We start from the raw sequence: 15949 nt of genomic DNA, 5'->3' as shown, positions 1-15949 counted from the left end.
CGCGGCGGCGGCGTCCGCGATCGCCCCGCGGGAGAACGGGCCGGCGGGGCCTAGCGGTGCGGGGAGGGCGAGCGCCGGCGCCTCGGGGACCGGGCCGGCCTCCCGGGTGGCGACGTCGTAGGGGATGGCGAGCACCGTGGGGACCCGGTAGGTCAGTGCGTGCTCGACCGCGATGGCGGCGGTGGCCGCGGCGTCGGTGCGGCCGACGGTGTAGGTGCGCGCCCCGACGGCACTGGCCAGCGCGATCTGGTCGACACCCCACGGGCGCGGTCCGGAGGTCGGCTCGTCGCCCACGACCAGGACCAGCGGGATGTGCGCCTGGCGGGCCTCCGCGAGGGCGGTCAGCGTGTTGGTGAACCCGGCGCCATACGTCGCGGTGGCGGCGGCCAGCCGCCCGGACGCCCGGTGGTACGCATCGGCGGCGACGACCGCGCCGGCCTCGTGCCGCATCGCGGTGTACGGGACGGTCCCCTCGCGCTCCAGGGCGTCGAGGAAGTGCGCGTTGCCGTTTCCCATCACCCCGAACACTTGGTCGACGTGACGGGCGAGGGTGGAAGCGACGTGGGCGGAGACGGACGGCATGAGGGTGCCTTTCGAGACGGGAACGGAGGTGCGATGATCCGTATGTGTCTCGCGCGCTGCGTCACCGAGCGCGGCTTCGTGCCCTTTTTTCGAGCACCGGGCCGTGGAACGGCCGGACGCCAGCAGTATATCCGCTGTCGAAAACGGCGTGCCGTGTTCGACGTCCAGGTGTTGGGCATCCACGAAAGGGACAGACATGACCGATTACTTGATCCTCATCTACGGCGACGAGAATCGCTGGGGCGCGCTGGGCGAAGACGGTCGCGCAGCGGTCGACGCCGCCCACGGGGCGTTCTGGCAGACGGCGGGCGAGCAGATCCGCGCGTCGGGGGAGCTGCAGGCGTCGTCCACCGCGACGACGCTGCGCACCGGACAGGACGGCGAGCCGAAGACGACCGACGGGCCGTTCGCGGAGGCCAAGGAGGTCGTCGGCGGCTTCTATGTGGTGCAGGCCGAGAGTCAGGACGCCGCGGTCGCGCTGGCCGGCACGCTCGCCGAGGCGCGGCAGGGGCACGGCGGCATCGAGGTGCGACCGCTGGTCAGCCGCGGCTGACGGATGTTGTCAGGGGGAGGACGGCCGGAGGAGGATGCGGTCATGACGGACACAGGGATCATCGGAGTGAACACCATCGGCATCCCGGTCGGGGACCAGGACAGGGCGCTGGCCTTCTACCGGGACATGCTGGGCTTCGGCGTGCTGGTCGACGCGCCGCTGCCGACGGGAGGTCGCTGGATCATGCTGGCGCCGCCCGGGTCCGCGGTCTCCGTGTCGCTCGTGGTCGCGAGCGACGACGTCCCGGCCGGCATCGAGACGGGTATCCGGTTCGAGAGCGCCGACGCGGGGGCCACCCACGAGGAGCTGACCCGGCGCGGGGTGGACGTGGGGGCGCTGCTGCGCTGGCCCGGCGTCCCCGCGATGTTCCAGGCGCGGGACGCCGACGGCAACCGCTTCGAGGTCGTCGAGCGCGCGAGCTGACCGCCGAGGGGCACGTTGTCGTCACTTTTCGCGCGTGGAAGTGACAACAACGTGCCCCTCGCCGCCGCGATGGACGGTCAGAGGCGGGTGTGCGCGAGGCGGGCGGGGTCGAAGAGCACGTCCAGCCCGACGATGCGGCCTCCGGCGATGTCGAACGCCATCACGGAGACCACGCGGCCGTCCAGCACGGCGGCGACGCCCGGGCGGCCGTCGATGAGCACGGGGACGGAGCTCTGCGCCAGCCGCGCGGCGAGGGTCGCCTGCTCGGCGATGGCCGCGGCTCCCGCGATGGTCTGCAGCCGGCCCCGGCCGTAGTCGGCGTGCAGTACGGCCCCGTCGTCCAGGAGGGCGAGCAGGGCGGCCAGGTCGCCGTCCTGCACCGCGCGCAGCCACGCGTCGAGCACCGCGCGCTGCTCGCGCTGGGCCGGGCGCACGGGCGGCGCGTCCCGGAGCCTGCGGCGGGCTCGGGAGGCGAGCTGGCGCGCGGCGTCGGGGGAGCGGTCGAGCGCGACGGCGACCTCCTCGAACGGGAGGCCGAACACGTCGTGCAGCACGAACGCGAGCCGCTCGGCGGGCGACAGCGTCTCCAGCACGACCAGCAGCGCGACGCCGACCCGGTCGCCGAGCGCGGCCAGCTCGGCCGGGTCGCCGAGACCGGAGACCGGCTCGTCCTGCCAGGGCAGCACCTCCCACGAGCGCTCCCTGGTCCGGCGCGCGCTCTTCAGCTGGTCGAGGCAGACCCGGGAGACGACGGTCGTCAGCCAGGCGTCGAGGTTCTCGATCGCGGCGACGTCGGCGCGCTGGAGGCGCAGCCAGGTCTCCTGCACGGCGTCGTCGGCGTCGGCCGGGCCCACGAGCTGGGTCGCGATCGCGCGCAGCCGCGGCCGCGCGGTCTCGAAGCGGCGGGTGAGCAGCCGCACGTCCGGCCGTGCTTCCCGCCGCGTTTCGTCCTCGGTCATGTCACATCCTCCGTCACCTGGTCGTCACCCTATCGACGAGGCAGTGCGCCTCGATGTGACAGGAGGGCGGAGACATGGGCGAGCGGATTCTGGTGACCGGGGGGACCGGCACGATCGGGCGGCGGCTGCTGCCGCTGCTGGAGGAGCGCGGCGCGAGCGTGCGGGTGCTGACCAGGCACGCTCCAGACGGCGCCGGAGACCACGTCGTCGGCGACGTGATGAGCGGGGCCGGGCTCGACGCCGCGATGAGCGGCGCCGCGGTCGTCGTCCACCTCGCCGGGGGCGCGAAGGGCGACGAGGTGGCGGCGGCGAATGTCGTGGCCGCGGCCGAGCGCGCGGGCGTGCGGCACGTCTTGACGCTCTCGGTGATCGGGGCGGGACGGATGCCGATCGGCTACTTCCGGGCCAAGGAGCAGGTGGAGGCGGTCTTCGCGGCGGCCGCCGTGCCGTCGAGCGTGCTGCGCGCGGCGCAGGTGCACCAGCTGGTGCTCCGGATGGCGGCCGGGGTGACGAAGCTCCCCGTCGCGCCCGCCCCGCGCATCCGCTTCGAGCCGGTGGATGCGGGGGAGGTCGCCGAACGCCTGGCCGAGCTCGCTCTGGGCGAGCCGGCGGGGCTCGCGGGCGAGCTCGCCGGACCGGAGGTGCTGGAGGCCGAGAAGCTGCTGCGCCGGTACGCCGATGCGCTCGGGCTGCGGCGGCGGTTCGTGCGGTTCGGGCTGCCGGGGAAAGTGGGCGCCGCGTACCGCGCCGACGCGAACCTCGCGGGTCCCGGCGCTCAGCGCGGCCGGATCACGTGGGACGAGTTCCTGCGCACGGCGCCCGAGCCGGCGGCGCAACGGAAGTGAGGGCGCGCGCTCAGGCGGGGGCCGGCCCGCTGCTGGCGCGTACGACGAGGCGGGTCGGGAGCACGGACGAGCGGACCGGCTCCGGCCTCCCCTCGATCTCGGCGATCAGCAGCTCCAGCGCCCGGCGGCCGGTTGCCTCGAACTCCTGGTGGATGGTCGTCAGGGGCGGCCAGAACGAGTCGGACTCGGCCATGTCGTCGAAACCGACCACGCTGACCTCGCCCGGCACCGGGCGGCCGGCCTCGTGCAGCGCGCGGAGCACGCCGAGCGCCATCTGGTCGTTGGCCGCGAAGACCGCCGTGATCTCGGGGCGGGCCGCGATCTCCCGGCCGTACGCGTAGCCGGCGGTCGTTGACCAGTCGCCGCGGAACACCTCGGGCACCGGGGCTCCCGCCGCCTCCAGCGTGTCCCGCCAGGCCTGCTCGCGGCGCGCGGCGGAGTAGGAGTCGGCGGGGCCGGAGATGTGCCAGACGGTCTCGTGCCCGAGCGACAGCAGGTGCTCGGTGGCCTGGCGGGCGCCCTCCGCCTGGTCGGTGTCGACCTGCGGGTAGTCCGGGCGCTCGGTGGAGTCGATGACGACGACGGACAGGCCGGAGGGCAGCTCGACGTCGGCGCGGTCGACGATGTGCGCCTCGATGACGATGATGATGCCGTCCACCGCCTGCTCCAGCAGCCGGCTGAAGGCCACGCTCACGTCCTGCTGCGTGGGATGCTCCACCGGCACGACCGTGATCGAGTAGCCGGCGGTCGCGGCCGAGACGGCGATCGCATCCAGGGTGCGCATGTTGCCGTACGACGACAGGGTGAACATGACGACGCCGATGTTGCGGAAGAGCCCGGAGCGCAGCGCCCGCGCGGCGCGGTTGGGCCGGTAGCCGAGCGCCTGCATGGAGGCCAGCACTCGGTCCCGGGTGGCGGCCTCCACGTTGGTGAGCCCGTTGGCGACGCGCGAGACGGTCTGGGTGGACACCCCGGCGTGCGCGGCGACATCGCCGAGCGAGGGGCCACGGGTGCGGCCGCCGCGGCGTGCGGCCGCCGGCGAAGCGATCGACTCGGTCATAACTCCCAATTCTGGTGAGAACGCTGGTGAAAACTCGCCGCGACGATCCGGGGATCGAAAACGGACTTGCATCATGTTGACGTCAACATGCTAGGGTATGCAACCAGATGTTGACGTAAACATCCGCCGCGACACCGCCAGGCACCATCGGCTCCCGCGACGAGCACCGAACCACCGAGGAAGGCCATGACGACGACGTCCCTCCCGCCGACAGCCCCGCCGGCAGCCACGCCGCAGCGGAGCCTCCGCCGCCCGCGCCGCAACGGTCGACCCCGACGCGACTGGCGCGGCTGGGCCTTCGTGGCCCCGTTCATGGTCGTGTTCGCACTCATGATCATCGCACCGGTCGTGTACGCGATCTATCTGAGCCTGTTCCGCCAGCAGCTCATCGGCGGCAACGCCTTCGTCGGGCTGGCCAACTACGCCGCGGTGCTCACCGACGCGAAGTTCTGGGAGTCGTTCGGCCGCGTCTCGCTCTTCCTGGTCGTGCAGGTGCCGATCATGCTCGCGCTTTCGCTCGTCGCGGCGCTCGCGATCGACTCGGCCCGCCTGCACGGAGCGGGCTTCTTCCGGATCGCGCTGTTCCTGCCCTACGCCGTGCCCGGCGTCGTGGCCGCGCTGATCTGGGGCTTCATCTACGGCGACCAGTTCGGCCTGACCGCCGGGATCAACCAGGCGCTCGGCACCCAGCTCGCCCCGCTCAGCGGCCAGTGGATCCTCGGCTCGATCGGCAACATCGTGACCTGGGAGTTCATGGGCTACAACATGCTCATCTTCTACGCGGCGCTGCGCGTCATCCCGGGCGAGCTGTACGAGGCGGCCGAGATCGACGGGGCCGGGGCGTTCCGCACGGTGTTCAGCATCAAGCTCCCCGCGGTGCGCGGCGCCATCGTGATCGCGACCATCTTCTCCATCATCGGCAGCTTCCAGCTCTTCAACGAGCCGAACCTGCTCAAGCAGCTCGCGCCCAACGCGATCAGCAGCTACTTCACGCCCAACATGTACGCCTACAACCTGTCGTTCGCCGGTCAGCAGTTCAACTACGCGGCCACGGTCGCGATCGTGATGGGGGTCGTCACCGCGGTGATCGCGTACGTCGTCCAGCTCCGCGGCTCGCGCAAGGAGGTCCGCTGATGACCGCGCTCACCGAACACCGCAAAGCGCCGTCGCGCGCCGCCGCCCGCTCCAACCGGGCCGCCCGCGCGGCCGCGCCGGTCTCCGGCCGCCGCACCCGCAAGTCGACCGTGCTCACCATCGTGATGATCGTCTTCACGCTCTACTCGTTCGTGCCGCTGGTCTGGCTGCTCGTCAACGCGACGAAGAGCCAGCCGGACCTGTACTCGTCGTTCGGGCTCTGGTTCGGCAAGGACTTCAACCTCTTCCAGAACATCGCCGAGCTGTTCACCTACCGCGACGGCATCTTCCTGCAGTGGCTGGGCAACACCCTCCTCTACGTCGTGGTCGGCGCGGGCGGCGCGACGCTGCTCGCCACGGTCGCCGGCTACGGGATGGCGAAGTTCAACTTCCCAGGCAAGCGGGCAGTGTTCGCCGTCGTGCTCGGCGCCATCGCGGTGCCCGGCACGGCGCTCGCCGTCCCGACCTTCCTGATGTTCAGCCAGGTGGGGCTCACGAACACCCCCTGGGCAGTCATCCTGCCCTCGCTGATCAGCCCGTTCGGCTTCTACCTGATCTGGACCTACGCCAGCGAGGCCATCCCGACCGAACTGCTGGAGGCCGCCCGGATGGACGGCGCGGGGGAGTTCCGCACCTTCTTCACCATCTCGCTCCGCCTCCTCGCCCCCGGTGTGGTGACCGTCGCGCTCTTCGCGATCGTCGCCACCTGGAACAACTACTTCCTGCCGCTCATCATGCTGAGCGATCCGACCTGGTACCCCCTCACGGTCGGCCTCAGCCAGTGGAGCGCGCAGGCGACCGGGGTCGGCGCCCAGCCGATCTTCAACCTCGTGATCACCGGATCGCTCATCACGATCGTCCCGATCGTGGCCGCGTTCCTGGTGCTCCAGCGCTACTGGCAGTCGGGTCTGGCCGCCGGAAGCGTCAAGCAGTGAACACAGCACCTCCCTCCCACCCACAAGGAAGTGAAAGGAACACCACCATGAAGCGCATCCTGCGTTCACGGAACCTCCGACGGCTAGCGACGGCCGTCGTCGCGACCGCCGTCATCGGCGCCTCGCTCGCCGCCTGCTCGTCGGGCTCCGGCTCCACCGGCGGCGGAAGCGCCTCCGACGTCGACGCGGCCCTCAAGCAGGGCGGCACGATCACGTACTGGTCGTGGACCCCGTCGGCGGAGGCCCAGGTCGCCGCGTTCGAGAAGGCCTACCCCAAGGTGAAGGTCAAGCTCGTCAACGCCGGTACCAACACGACCGAGTACACGAAGCTGCAGAACGCGATCAAGGCCGGCTCCGGCGCCCCGGACGTCGCCCAGGTCGAGTACTACGCGATCCCGCAGTTCGCGCTCTCCGACTCCCTCGTCGACCTGAAGCAGTACGGCTTCGACTCGCTCAAGAGCGACTACACGCCCGGCCCGTGGGGCTCGGTGAACGTCGGCGGCAAGCTCGTCGGCCTCCCGCAGGACAGCGGCCCCATGGCGATGTTCTACAACAAGACCGTCTTCGACAAGTACGGCATCGCCGTCCCGAAGACCTGGGACGAGTACGTCGCCGCCGCCCAGAAGCTGCACGCGGCCGACCCGAAAGCCTACATCACCAGCGACTCGGGCGACTCCGGCTTCACCACCTCGATGATCTGGCAGGCCGGCGGCCGCCCGTTCCAGGTCGACGGCACCAAGGTGTCGATCAACCTGCAGGACGAGGGCACCAAGAAGTGGACCGCCACCTGGGACAAGCTCGTGCAGGGCAAGCTGCTCTCCTCCGTCCCCGGCTGGAGCGACGACTGGTTCAAGGCGCTCGGCAACGGCTCGATCGCGACCCTGGTCACCGGCGCCTGGATGCCCGGCGTGCTGGAGTCCTCGGTCAAGGACGGCGCCGGCCAGTGGCGGGTCGCGCCCATCCCGACCTACGACGGCACCCCGGTGAACGCCGAGAACGGCGGCGGCGCGCAGGTCGTGCTCAAGCAGTCCAAGAACCAGGCGCTCGCCGCCGGCTTCCTCAAGTGGCTGAACAACGACCCCGAGTCGATCAGCGTGTTCCTCAAGTCCGGCGGCTTCCCGTCCACCACCAAGGACCTGAACTCGTCCGACTTCCTCGCTCAGGCCCCCGACTACTTCGGCGGCCAGAAGATCAACGAGGTCCTCGTCGACGGTGCGAAGAACGTGTCCACCGGCTGGGAGTACCTGCCCTTCCAGGTCTACGCGAACAGCATCTACGGCGACACCGTGGGCCAGTCGTACACGTCCAACTCCAGCCTGAACCCTGGCCTGCAGGCCTGGCAGAAGGCGCTGGTGAGCTACGGCAACCAGCAGGGCTTCACGGTCACCGGCAAGTAATCCCCTCCACTCGCAACAAACACCGTCACCGGCCCTCGGGCGCTCGCCGTACGGCGGGCGCCCGAGGGAGGAGAGAGCAGATGAGCACCTTCGAGATCGCCGGGGACGACTTCCTCCTCGACGGCCGGCCCCACCGCATCCTGTCCGGGGCCATCCACTACTTCCGGGTCCACCCCGACGACTGGGCCGACCGCATCCGCAAGGCGCGGCTGATGGGCCTGAACACCGTCGAGACCTACGTGCCGTGGAACGCCCACGAGCCGAGGCCGGGCGAGTGGGTGGCGGACGGCGCGCTCGACCTGGCGCGGTTCCTCCGGACGGTGCAGGCGGAGGGGATGCACGCGATCGTGCGCCCGGGGCCGTACATCTGCGCGGAGTGGGACAACGGCGGGCTGCCCGCGTGGCTGTTCACCGACCCGTCGGTCGGCATCCGCCGTTCGGAGCCGGGCTTCCTCGCCGCGGTCACGGCGTTCCTCGAGCGCGTGCTCGCGATCGTCCGCCCGCTGCAGGTCACCGAGGGCGGCCCGGTGCTGCTCGTGCAGGTCGAGAACGAGTACGGCGCGTACGGCGACGACAAGGACTACCTCCGCCACCTCGTGAGGGTCTTCGAGGGCGCGGGAATCACCGTCCCGCTGACGACCGTGGACCAGCCGGAGCCGGCGATGCTCGAGAACGGCTCGCTGCCGGGCCTGCTCAAGACGGCCTCCTTCGGCTCCCGCTCGCGCGAGCGGCTCGCGACCCTCCGCGAGCACCAGCCGACCGGGCCGCTGATGTGCTCGGAGTTCTGGGACGGCTGGTTCGACCACTGGGGCGCGCATCACCACACCACCTCGGTCGAGCAGTCGGCGGCCGACCTGGACGAGCTGCTCGCCCTCGGGGCCTCGGTCAACATCTACATGTTCCACGGCGGCACCAACTTCGGCTTCAGCAACGGCGCCAACGACAAGGGCGTCTACCAGCCCATCGTCACCAGCTACGACTACGACGCCCCGCTCGACGAGGCGGGGGAGCCGACCGAGAAGTTCTGGGCGTTCCGCGAGGTGATCGCCAAGCACGCTCCGGTGCCGGCCGAGGAGCCCGTCGTGGCCGCGGCGGCCCCGGCGTTCACCGTGCCGTTCCTCGATGCGGTGCCGCTGTTCGCAGTGGCGCCGAGACTGGGCGACTGGCAGCACAGCGACGGCCTCCCGACCTTCGACGCGCTCGGCCACTACGCAGGCCTCGGGCTCTACCGCACCGAGATCGACACGACGGAGCCCGCCGTGCTGGAGTTCGGCGAGGTGCGCGACCGCGCATACGTCTTCGTCGGCTCCACCCGGGTCGGCGTGCTCGCCCGCGACCACCACGACAGCGCGATCACACTGTCGCCGAGCCGGGGCACGCTCACGGTTCTCGTGGAGGACCAGGGCCGCGTCGACTACGGGCCCCGGATCGGCGAGCCCAAGGGCTTGATCGGCCCGGTGCGGCTGAACGGCGAGAGCCTGCGGCGCTGGAGCGTCCTCCCGTTGCGGCTGCCGTCGCTGGACGCCGTCCACGCCGAGCTCGACGCCGGGGGCGCCGCGGTGGAGCGCGAGCCGGAGCGGCTGGCCGGCCCGGTGTTCGCGCGGGCGACGTTCGAGCTGGCCGAGCCCGGGACGCTGTTCCTCGACACCACCGGCTGGGGCAAGGGCGTGGCCTGGATCAACGGCTTCAACCTCGGCCGCTACTGGACGCGCGGACCCCAGGAGACGCTGCACGTGCCGGCTCCGGTCACCCGCACCGGCCGCAACGAGCTCGTCATCCTGGAGCTGGAGTCCGCCGCCGACGCGACCGCCGCCTTCGTCTCGGAGCCGCGCCTCGGCCACACCGAGTACTGACCAAACAGGTTCAGGACGGGTCGAGCTCGCCGTCGCGACGGCGGCGCAGCTCGGCCTCCAGCTGCCGGATGCGGTCGTCCGCGATCTCGCGCTCCAGGGCCGCGAGCTGCTCCTCCGTCGACGAGAGGCGCGCGGTGGGAGCCGGCTGCTCGCGCACGACGATCGTCGTCGCGCGCGGGCGGCGGTAGCCCGCTCCGCCGTACTCCCGGCCGACGGCGAACCACAGGATCCCGCCGATCAGCGGCAGCAGGATCACGATGAAGACCCAGGCCAGCTTCGGCAGATGCTTCACCTGGCTGCTGTCGCGCAGGATGATGTCGACCAGCGCGCCGACGAACAAGACCAGGATCAGCAGCGGGAGGACGACCATGCGCCCGAGTCTAGGGGGAGGGTGTCACTCCCAGACCATGAACGGCCGCAGCTCGAGCTGCCCGTTGCGGGCCATCGGGTGCCGGGAGGCGATCTCGATGGCCTCGTCGAGGTTCTCGACGTCCAGGATGTCGAAGCCGCAGATCACCTCCTTCGTCTCGGTGAAGGGGCCGTCGGTCACGTAGCGCTTGCCGTCGCGCACGCGGACCACCCGCGACTCGGACTGCGGCTGGAGCACCTCCCCGATGATCCGCTTGCCGCTGGCGTCGAGCGGGTCCACCCAGAGGTCGACGTCGGACTCGTCGGTCTGGGCGTCCGGCTGGGAGTCGGTGATCACGAACATCATGTACTTCATCGCGGTGGCGTCCTTTCGAGACGGTTGTCGTTCGCAACGGTTGTCGCTGGAGAACGGTTGTCACTGGGACGTCGAACGGAGCGGGCTCCGCTCGACATTCCGGCGCTTCCGGATGAGACGGGTGACCACGTACTCCACGACCCCCGCGACCACGGCCGCGCCGAAGGGCTCGCTGAACCAGCCGAGATACGTCGCGGGAGTGGTCAGCCACAGCAGCGTGTAGCCGAGGAAGGCGACCACGAACGCGCTCGCCGTGGCGCAGACATGACGCCACCAGTGAATGCCGCTCGGCTGCGCACGCGCGAACCAGGCGTAGTGCACCGCGGCGCTGACGAAGCCCACCCCGGCGGCGGCCGGGCCGTACAGGAAGAGCTGCGGGCTGAGCAGTTCGCGCTTCGTGTTGCTGCCGAGCTCGTAGTCGAGGATGTGCAGGAAGCCGACGGCGGCGCCCGCGAGCACGCCGGTGACCAGGATGATCAGGCGCGCGTCCTTCCCGAGCAGCGGGTGGATGCGCACGGTCGTCACGCGCCCGACGATACTGTGCGGGCGGCGGGGGCGTCCAGCGTCCGGAGAGGCGGTTAGTGTAGCCTTACCTTACTCGGAACCCCGCCCTCCGCCCGACCCGAAGGGAACAGTCGTGCCCGTGCTCGCTCCGCCCCTCACGGACCGTCCGGCCTACCGGCCGTACCGCGCGACGGTCGTGGCGATCCGGAGGCTGAGCCCGGGGTTCGCACGTGTGAGCCTCGCCTGCGACGACTTCGAGACCTTCGGCACCGAGCGGCTGGACCAGCGGATCAAGCTGGTCTTCCCGCTGCCCGACGGCACGTTCAGCCCGCTCGACGCCGGCGACTGGTACGACCAGTGGCGGGCGCTCCCCGAGCACCGGCGCAACCCGTTCCGCACCTACACGGTGCGCGACATCGACCCGCACGAGCGCCGGCTCGACGTGGATTTCGTCGTGCACGGCGACGGCGGCCCTGCAGCGCGCTGGCTCGCCGGCGCAGCGCGGGGCGACGAGCTCGTGGTGATCGGCCCCGACTCGCTCAGCCCGCACTCCGGCGTCGGCATCGACTGGCGTCCGGGGGAGGCGACCGAGCTGCTCCTGGCCGGCGACGAGACCGCGGCGCCGGCCATCGGCTCGATCCTGGAGGCGCTGCCGCCGGCGCGGACGGCGCACGCGTTCATCGAGGTGCCGACCGCGGCCGACGTGCTCCCGCTGCGGACCGGCGGGAACGTCCAGGTCACCTGGCTGGCGCGCGACGGCCGCGAGCACGGCAGCCGCCTCATCCCGGCTGTGACCGGCTGGCTGGCCGAGCACCCCGACGTGGTCGCGGCGGCCGCGGCCGGACGCGCGCAGCGCCTCGACGACGTGGACGTGGACGTGGACGCGGACATCCTCTGGGACAGCCCTGCGCAGTCCGACGGCGGCTTCTACGCCTGGATCGCCGGGGAGTCGGGCGTCGTGAAGACGCTACGGAGGCTGCTCGTGCGCGGACACGGGATCGACCGGGGCCGCGTGGCCTTCATGGGGTACTGGCGGCTCGGAAGGTCCGAGCGGGTCTAGCCACTATTTCTTGGGGTCCGTGCCCTGGAACGTCTCGGGATAGTCGCTCAGCCAGGTCCAGTGGCTCACCGGCCAGCTCACCACGAACGCGCGGCCCACCACGTCGCTCAGCGGGACGAACCCCTTGGTCGGGTCGTCCATGTGGTAGCGGGAGTCCGCCGAGTTGTAGCGGTTGTCGCCCATGACCCAGACCTTGCCGGCGGGCACGGTCACCTCGAAGGGCTTGGCCGACACCGCCTGCTGGCCGGCGGGAAGCAGCACGTACGGCTCCTTGAGCGGCACGCCGTTCACACTCATCTGGCCGAGCGCGTTGCAGCACGTGACGTGGTCGCCCGGAAGCCCGATCAGTCGCTTCACGAGGTGCTGGTCGCTGTCCGACGCGCCGAGCCCGACGAAGTCGAGCACCGCGCCCACACCGCGCTGGACGGGGTTGCCGGTCTGCGGCGGCGTCGGCGGGAGCCAGCCTCCCGGGTCCTTGAACACGACGACATCGCCGCGGGACAGCGGGAAGACCGACGGCTGCAGCTCGTTCACGATGATCCGGTCGTTGATCTGCAGCGTGTTCTCCATCGAACCGGACGGGATGTAGAACGACCGAGCGACGAAGGTCTTGATCAGGAACGAGACCAGCACGGCGACGACGAAGATCACCACGACGTCGCGGAGGAGGACCTTCCAGCCGGACTTGCGCGCGGTGCGACGGGGTCGCAGGGTCTCGGTGCTGTCGGTCACAATCGTTCACGCTAGCGTGCCGAGGCTGTGAGACGCATCCGACCCCCTCACGAGGGATTGTCCTCTGCCCCTGGCCGGTGGAAGGATCGAAGAACGGGCCGACCCGGCGCCGGTCGGGGGCCCGCGTGATCATGCGGGATGCGTCGACGCGCTTAGGACTGCTGACACGACGCGAACTTCCGCGCCGCGGCCGTCGAGAGCGTGCCCGCCACCGGGCCGACGATCTGCAGGTGGTCCCGGAGCCGTCTCGGCCGACAGCGGAGCCGTGGCAGCCATCGCAGCCGAGGGCGCAGCGATCGGTGCTGCGGGCGCTGGCCCACGCTGCGGCCGTCGTCCTGGCCGCCGGGCTGATGCTCGCCCCGTTGCCGGCCACGGCCGTCGAGTGCCCGGGGGGCGACTGCACCACGCCGACGCCGACGCCGAGCCTTTCACCCGCTCCAACACCCTCGCCCACGCTGACGACCATCCCGGGTCCGACCCCGACGCCGATTCCGACGCCGACGCTGACCCCGACCCCTAGTCCTACGCCGACCCCGACCCCGACACCTACTCCCACGCCGACCCCTACTCCGACCCCGACGCCCACTCCGACTCCCACACCCACTCCGACGCCGACTCAGCCGGCCACCCCGCCGCCGACCGACAACGTGCCGCTGTTCGTGCCCGACCTCGGCGGGACCGTGCAGGCCGACTTCGCACAGGCCGAGCAGGCCGCGCGGTTCGCCAGCGACCTGGCCTCCGCGCAGCAGGCGCTCGCCGACGCGACGGACGCCAACCTCGGCGTGGAGCGCGAGCAGGCCCAGGCGAAGGCTGCGGCCGACGCACTCGCCGCGCAGGCGAAGGCGGCGAAGAAGAAGGCGGAGGCCTCCGCCGCCTTCGCAACCGCGCTCATCCGGGAGGCCGGCTGGAAGGGGCTCGGCTCCGACCCGCTCGCGGCGGTGCTCGGCACCAACGGCGACCTCCTGACGAAGCTCGGCGCCGTCGACCGCCTCCGCACGCTCGCCGGCGACCGGACGACAGCGCTTCGCGACGCCGCGGCGGACGCGAAGGCCGCCACGAGTCTCCGCGGTCAGGCGGAGCACGCCGCCGACGCGCTCGCCGGCATCGACGTCGACGCCAGCGAGCGGGCCATCACCGACGCCCAGGCACGCGTCGACACCGCCTCGGCGGCGCTCGCGCAGTTGCCCACCCTGCTCACGGCGGGCACGGGCTGGCAGGCGCTCACCGTCGACCCGTCCGCCATCGCGACCGGGTGGGTCCTCCCGGTGCGCGGGCCGATGACCGACCCGTTCGGGCCGCGGCCGTCGCGTCCGGCGGGCACCGCGCCCTTCCACCCGGGCGACGACATCGGCGCGGCGTGCGGCACGACGATCGTGGCGGCGGCGGAGGGCACCGTCCTGGCGGCCGGGCCGAACGGCTCGTACGGCAACTTCGTCCTCATCGACCACGGCGGCGGCGTCGAGACCGCGTACGGCCACATCCGCGACGGCGGGATCGGGGTCACCGTCGGCCAGCACGTCGCCGCCGGACAGCCGATCGCGCAGGTCGGCTCGACGGGAGCGTCGACCGGATGCCACCTCCACCTCGAAGTCCGGGTGAACGGCGTGCAAATAGACCCGTACCCGTTCTTCGCGGCACGGGGGGTCATCGTCGGAACCCGCTGAGGGGCGTACGGTTCAGGCATGACGGAACTGACGGAGCTGGTGGGCTCGTGGATGCGCCGCCAGCGCTGGTACTCGACCAAGGCCGTGGAACCGAGGCTGCGTCTGCTGGGCTCCTTCGAACTCGAGCGCGCCCCCGAGAGCCCGGACGACGGCTCCCGGATCGTGACGCACTTCTTCTGCGACGACGCGCCCCGCGCGCCCCGGGTGTACCAGGTACCGCTCGTGGCGCGCGTGCTGCGTGACGGAGATCCGGCCGGCTACGTGGGGGAGGCGGGCGGCAGGCACCTCTACGACGGGCCGGTCGAGGAAGCGTACGTCGCCGCGCTCGCGGCGCTCATGACGGGGGCGGGAGCGGCGGACGGCGAACGCGCGCACGCCACCGGCCGAACCCTCGGCACACGCATCCCCGTGCTGTCCTCGCGCCGGCTGTCGGCGGAGCAGTCCAACACGTCCATCGTCGCCGAGCTCGGCGACCGGCTCGCGCTCGTGAAGGTCTTCCGCGTCGTGCAGGACGGCGAGAACCCCGACATCTCCACGCTCGCGGCGCTGACCGCGGGCGGTTCCGAGCGCACGCCCGCGCTGCTCGGCTGGCTGGCCGGATCGTGGCCCGCTCCGGACGGTGGAACGGCCGCGGGGGAGCTCGCGCTCATGCAGGACTTCGTGCCGGGCGCGGAGGACGGCTGGGAGCTGGCGGTCAGCGCGGCCGAGACGGGCGAGGACTTCACCGCGCGCGCCTTCGCCCTCGGCGCGGGAACGGCGGAGCTGCACACCCTGCTCGCGAGCGTGCTGCCCACGAAACCGGCCGAGCAGGAGGACGTGCGGGCTGCGCTCGACGGGATGTTCCAGCGGCTCACCATCACGACCACCGAGGTGCCGGAGGTCGAGGCGGTGCGCGGCCCGATCGCCGCCGTGTACGAAGCCGCGGCGGCGGCGCCGCTGCCGGTGCTGCAGCGCATCCACGGCGACCTCCACCTGGGTCAGGTGCTGTTCTCGCCCGAGCGGGGCTGGCAGTTCATCGACTTCGAGGGCGAACCGCTGCGGCCGCTCGCCGAGCGGGCGCTGCCCGACGCGACGATGCGCGATGTGGCCGGCATGCTGCGCTCGTTCGACTATGTGGCCGGCTCGCTCGCCCGGCGCGAGCCTCCGGTCGACGCCACCCGGTGGGCGGCCGACGCCCGGCGCGCCTACCTGGACGGCTACGCGAGCGTCGCCGGCGACCTCCTGGACGAGTTCGCCGAACTGCTGGCGGCGTTCGAGCTGGACAAGGCGGTCTACGAGATCACGTACGAGGCGCGGCACCGGCCGAGCTGGATCCCGATCCCGCGCGCGGCGGTGGACCGGCTGCTGAGCGACGCCGCCGGGATCGCGCACTGAGGGGGCCGGACGCCGTGCGCGGCGGGAGCAACCGCGGCGCCCGGTGTGTTACCCGCACGCCGGGCACCGCGTAGAGCGGACACCTTCGAAGCCCGTGACCGCCCGTGTGCGCATTGTGCTGCGCGCGCGTGTCCGCGGGCAGGCAGAATG

General features: G+C 71.7%; 17 protein-coding genes. 10 read left to right on the top strand and 7 right to left on the bottom strand.

Annotated features, from left to right (window positions below; translation table 11 throughout):
* Window positions 1-582, bottom strand: a 582-nt coding sequence (locus AC3A3H_RS02375) for a thiamine pyrophosphate-binding protein (protein ID WP_487612939.1), incomplete at its 3' end; no start/stop codon positions are given.
* Window positions 583-778: 196 nt separating this feature from the next.
* Here AC3A3H_RS02375 and AC3A3H_RS02370 point away from each other — a divergent pair.
* Both AC3A3H_RS02370 and AC3A3H_RS02365 read left to right on the top strand, forming a co-directional pair.
* Complete coding sequence (locus AC3A3H_RS02370; protein WP_487612938.1) at window positions 779-1135, top strand: YciI family protein; 357 nt, start codon at window positions 779-781, stop codon at window positions 1133-1135.
* 42 nt (window positions 1136-1177) lie between these two features.
* On the top strand, window positions 1178-1558 hold the full coding sequence (locus AC3A3H_RS02365; RefSeq protein WP_487612937.1) for a VOC family protein: 381 nt from the start codon (window positions 1178-1180) through the stop codon (window positions 1556-1558).
* A 77-nt stretch (window positions 1559-1635) separates the two neighbouring features.
* Here the strand turns inward: AC3A3H_RS02365 and AC3A3H_RS02360 are convergent, their stop codons facing one another.
* Window positions 1636-2517 (bottom strand): sigma-70 family RNA polymerase sigma factor, encoded by an 882-nt coding sequence (locus tag AC3A3H_RS02360; RefSeq protein ID WP_487612936.1) that lies wholly within the window; start codon window positions 2515-2517, stop codon window positions 1636-1638.
* Window positions 2518-2591: 74 nt separating this feature from the next.
* On the opposite strand from AC3A3H_RS02360, the gene AC3A3H_RS02355 reads away from it, so the two are divergent.
* The gene (locus tag AC3A3H_RS02355) at window positions 2592-3362 is read left to right on the top strand and encodes an SDR family oxidoreductase (RefSeq protein ID WP_487612935.1); all 771 of its coding nucleotides are present in this window, start codon (window positions 2592-2594) and stop codon (window positions 3360-3362) included.
* A 10-nt stretch (window positions 3363-3372) separates the two neighbouring features.
* Here AC3A3H_RS02355 and AC3A3H_RS02350 read toward each other — a convergent pair whose 3' ends face one another.
* Window positions 3373-4422, bottom strand: coding sequence for a LacI family DNA-binding transcriptional regulator (locus tag AC3A3H_RS02350; RefSeq protein ID WP_487612934.1), 1050 nt, complete (start codon window positions 4420-4422; stop codon window positions 3373-3375).
* Between the two features lie 186 nt (window positions 4423-4608).
* Between AC3A3H_RS02350 and AC3A3H_RS02345 the strand changes: the two genes are divergently transcribed.
* From AC3A3H_RS02345 to AC3A3H_RS02330, 4 genes are all read left to right on the top strand, one after another.
* Window positions 4609-5556, top strand: a complete 948-nt coding sequence (locus AC3A3H_RS02345; RefSeq protein ID WP_487612933.1) for a carbohydrate ABC transporter permease — start codon at window positions 4609-4611, stop codon at window positions 5554-5556.
* Window positions 5556-6491, top strand: coding sequence for a carbohydrate ABC transporter permease (locus AC3A3H_RS02340; protein ID WP_487612932.1), 936 nt, complete (start codon window positions 5556-5558; stop codon window positions 6489-6491). The genes AC3A3H_RS02345 and AC3A3H_RS02340 overlap by 1 nt, the downstream gene beginning before the upstream one ends.
* Window positions 6492-6538: 47 nt before the next feature.
* Entirely contained in the window at window positions 6539-7888 is a 1350-nt protein-coding gene (locus AC3A3H_RS02335) for an ABC transporter substrate-binding protein (RefSeq protein ID WP_487612931.1), read from the top strand.
* 80 nt (window positions 7889-7968) lie between these two features.
* Complete coding sequence (locus AC3A3H_RS02330; protein WP_487612930.1) at window positions 7969-9741, top strand: glycoside hydrolase family 35 protein; 1773 nt, start codon at window positions 7969-7971, stop codon at window positions 9739-9741.
* 10 nt (window positions 9742-9751) lie between these two features.
* Here AC3A3H_RS02330 and AC3A3H_RS02325 read toward each other — a convergent pair whose 3' ends face one another.
* Genes AC3A3H_RS02325 through AC3A3H_RS02315 form a run of 3 tightly spaced genes read right to left on the bottom strand, consistent with a single transcriptional unit; the run spans window position 9752 to window position 10990 of the window.
* Window positions 9752-10111, bottom strand: coding sequence for a PLD nuclease N-terminal domain-containing protein (locus tag AC3A3H_RS02325; protein WP_487612929.1), 360 nt, complete (start codon window positions 10109-10111; stop codon window positions 9752-9754).
* A 24-nt stretch (window positions 10112-10135) separates the two neighbouring features.
* Complete coding sequence (locus AC3A3H_RS02320; RefSeq protein WP_487612928.1) at window positions 10136-10465, bottom strand: YciI family protein; 330 nt, start codon at window positions 10463-10465, stop codon at window positions 10136-10138.
* Window positions 10466-10525: 60 nt separating this feature from the next.
* The gene (locus tag AC3A3H_RS02315; protein ID WP_487612927.1) at window positions 10526-10990 is read right to left on the bottom strand and encodes a hypothetical protein; all 465 of its coding nucleotides are present in this window, start codon (window positions 10988-10990) and stop codon (window positions 10526-10528) included.
* Window positions 10991-11102: 112 nt separating this feature from the next.
* On the opposite strand from AC3A3H_RS02315, the gene AC3A3H_RS02310 reads away from it, so the two are divergent.
* Window positions 11103-12029 (top strand): siderophore-interacting protein, encoded by a 927-nt coding sequence (locus AC3A3H_RS02310; protein ID WP_487612926.1) that lies wholly within the window; start codon window positions 11103-11105, stop codon window positions 12027-12029.
* A gap of 3 nt (window positions 12030-12032) precedes the next feature.
* On the opposite strand, the gene lepB is transcribed toward AC3A3H_RS02310, so the two are convergent.
* Entirely contained in the window at window positions 12033-12761 is a 729-nt protein-coding gene (gene lepB, locus AC3A3H_RS02305; protein ID WP_487612925.1) for a signal peptidase I, read from the bottom strand.
* A 647-nt stretch (window positions 12762-13408) separates the two neighbouring features.
* Here lepB and AC3A3H_RS02300 point away from each other — a divergent pair.
* Both AC3A3H_RS02300 and AC3A3H_RS02295 read left to right on the top strand, forming a co-directional pair.
* Window positions 13409-14425, top strand: coding sequence for a M23 family metallopeptidase (locus AC3A3H_RS02300; RefSeq protein ID WP_487612924.1), 1017 nt, complete (start codon window positions 13409-13411; stop codon window positions 14423-14425).
* An 18-nt stretch (window positions 14426-14443) separates the two neighbouring features.
* Window positions 14444-15799, top strand: coding sequence for a maltokinase N-terminal cap-like domain-containing protein (locus AC3A3H_RS02295; RefSeq protein WP_487612923.1), 1356 nt, complete (start codon window positions 14444-14446; stop codon window positions 15797-15799).
* Window positions 15800-15949: the final 150 nt, after the last annotated feature.

The organism is Leifsonia sp. Soil_N53, from assembly GCF_057655165.1.
The sequence above is the reverse complement of the archived record's forward strand: the minus strand, read 5'-3'. Positions and strand labels throughout refer to the sequence as shown.

Bases quoted from the DNA above. Each gene is read 5' to 3' on its own strand.
- AC3A3H_RS02325 (WP_487612929.1), bottom strand. From the start codon at position 10,111: ATGGTCGTCCTCCCGCTGCTGATCCTGGTCTTGTTCGTCGGCGCGCTG.
- AC3A3H_RS02320 (WP_487612928.1), bottom strand. From the start codon at position 10,465: ATGAAGTACATGATGTTCGTGATCACCGACTCCCAGCCGGACGCCCAG.
- AC3A3H_RS02360 (WP_487612936.1), bottom strand. From the start codon at position 2,517: ATGACCGAGGACGAAACGCGGCGGGAAGCACGGCCGGACGTGCGGCTG.
- AC3A3H_RS02335 (WP_487612931.1), top strand. From the start codon at position 6,539: ATGAAGCGCATCCTGCGTTCACGGAACCTCCGACGGCTAGCGACGGCC.
- AC3A3H_RS02340 (WP_487612932.1), top strand. From the start codon at position 5,556: ATGACCGCGCTCACCGAACACCGCAAAGCGCCGTCGCGCGCCGCCGCC.
- AC3A3H_RS02350 (WP_487612934.1), bottom strand. From the start codon at position 4,422: ATGACCGAGTCGATCGCTTCGCCGGCGGCCGCACGCCGCGGCGGCCGC.
- AC3A3H_RS02365 (WP_487612937.1), top strand. From the start codon at position 1,178: ATGACGGACACAGGGATCATCGGAGTGAACACCATCGGCATCCCGGTC.
- AC3A3H_RS02370 (WP_487612938.1), top strand. From the start codon at position 779: ATGACCGATTACTTGATCCTCATCTACGGCGACGAGAATCGCTGGGGC.
- AC3A3H_RS02355 (WP_487612935.1), top strand. From the start codon at position 2,592: ATGGGCGAGCGGATTCTGGTGACCGGGGGGACCGGCACGATCGGGCGG.
- AC3A3H_RS02345 (WP_487612933.1), top strand. From the start codon at position 4,609: ATGACGACGACGTCCCTCCCGCCGACAGCCCCGCCGGCAGCCACGCCG.
- AC3A3H_RS02330 (WP_487612930.1), top strand. From the start codon at position 7,969: ATGAGCACCTTCGAGATCGCCGGGGACGACTTCCTCCTCGACGGCCGG.
- AC3A3H_RS02295 (WP_487612923.1), top strand. From the start codon at position 14,444: ATGACGGAACTGACGGAGCTGGTGGGCTCGTGGATGCGCCGCCAGCGC.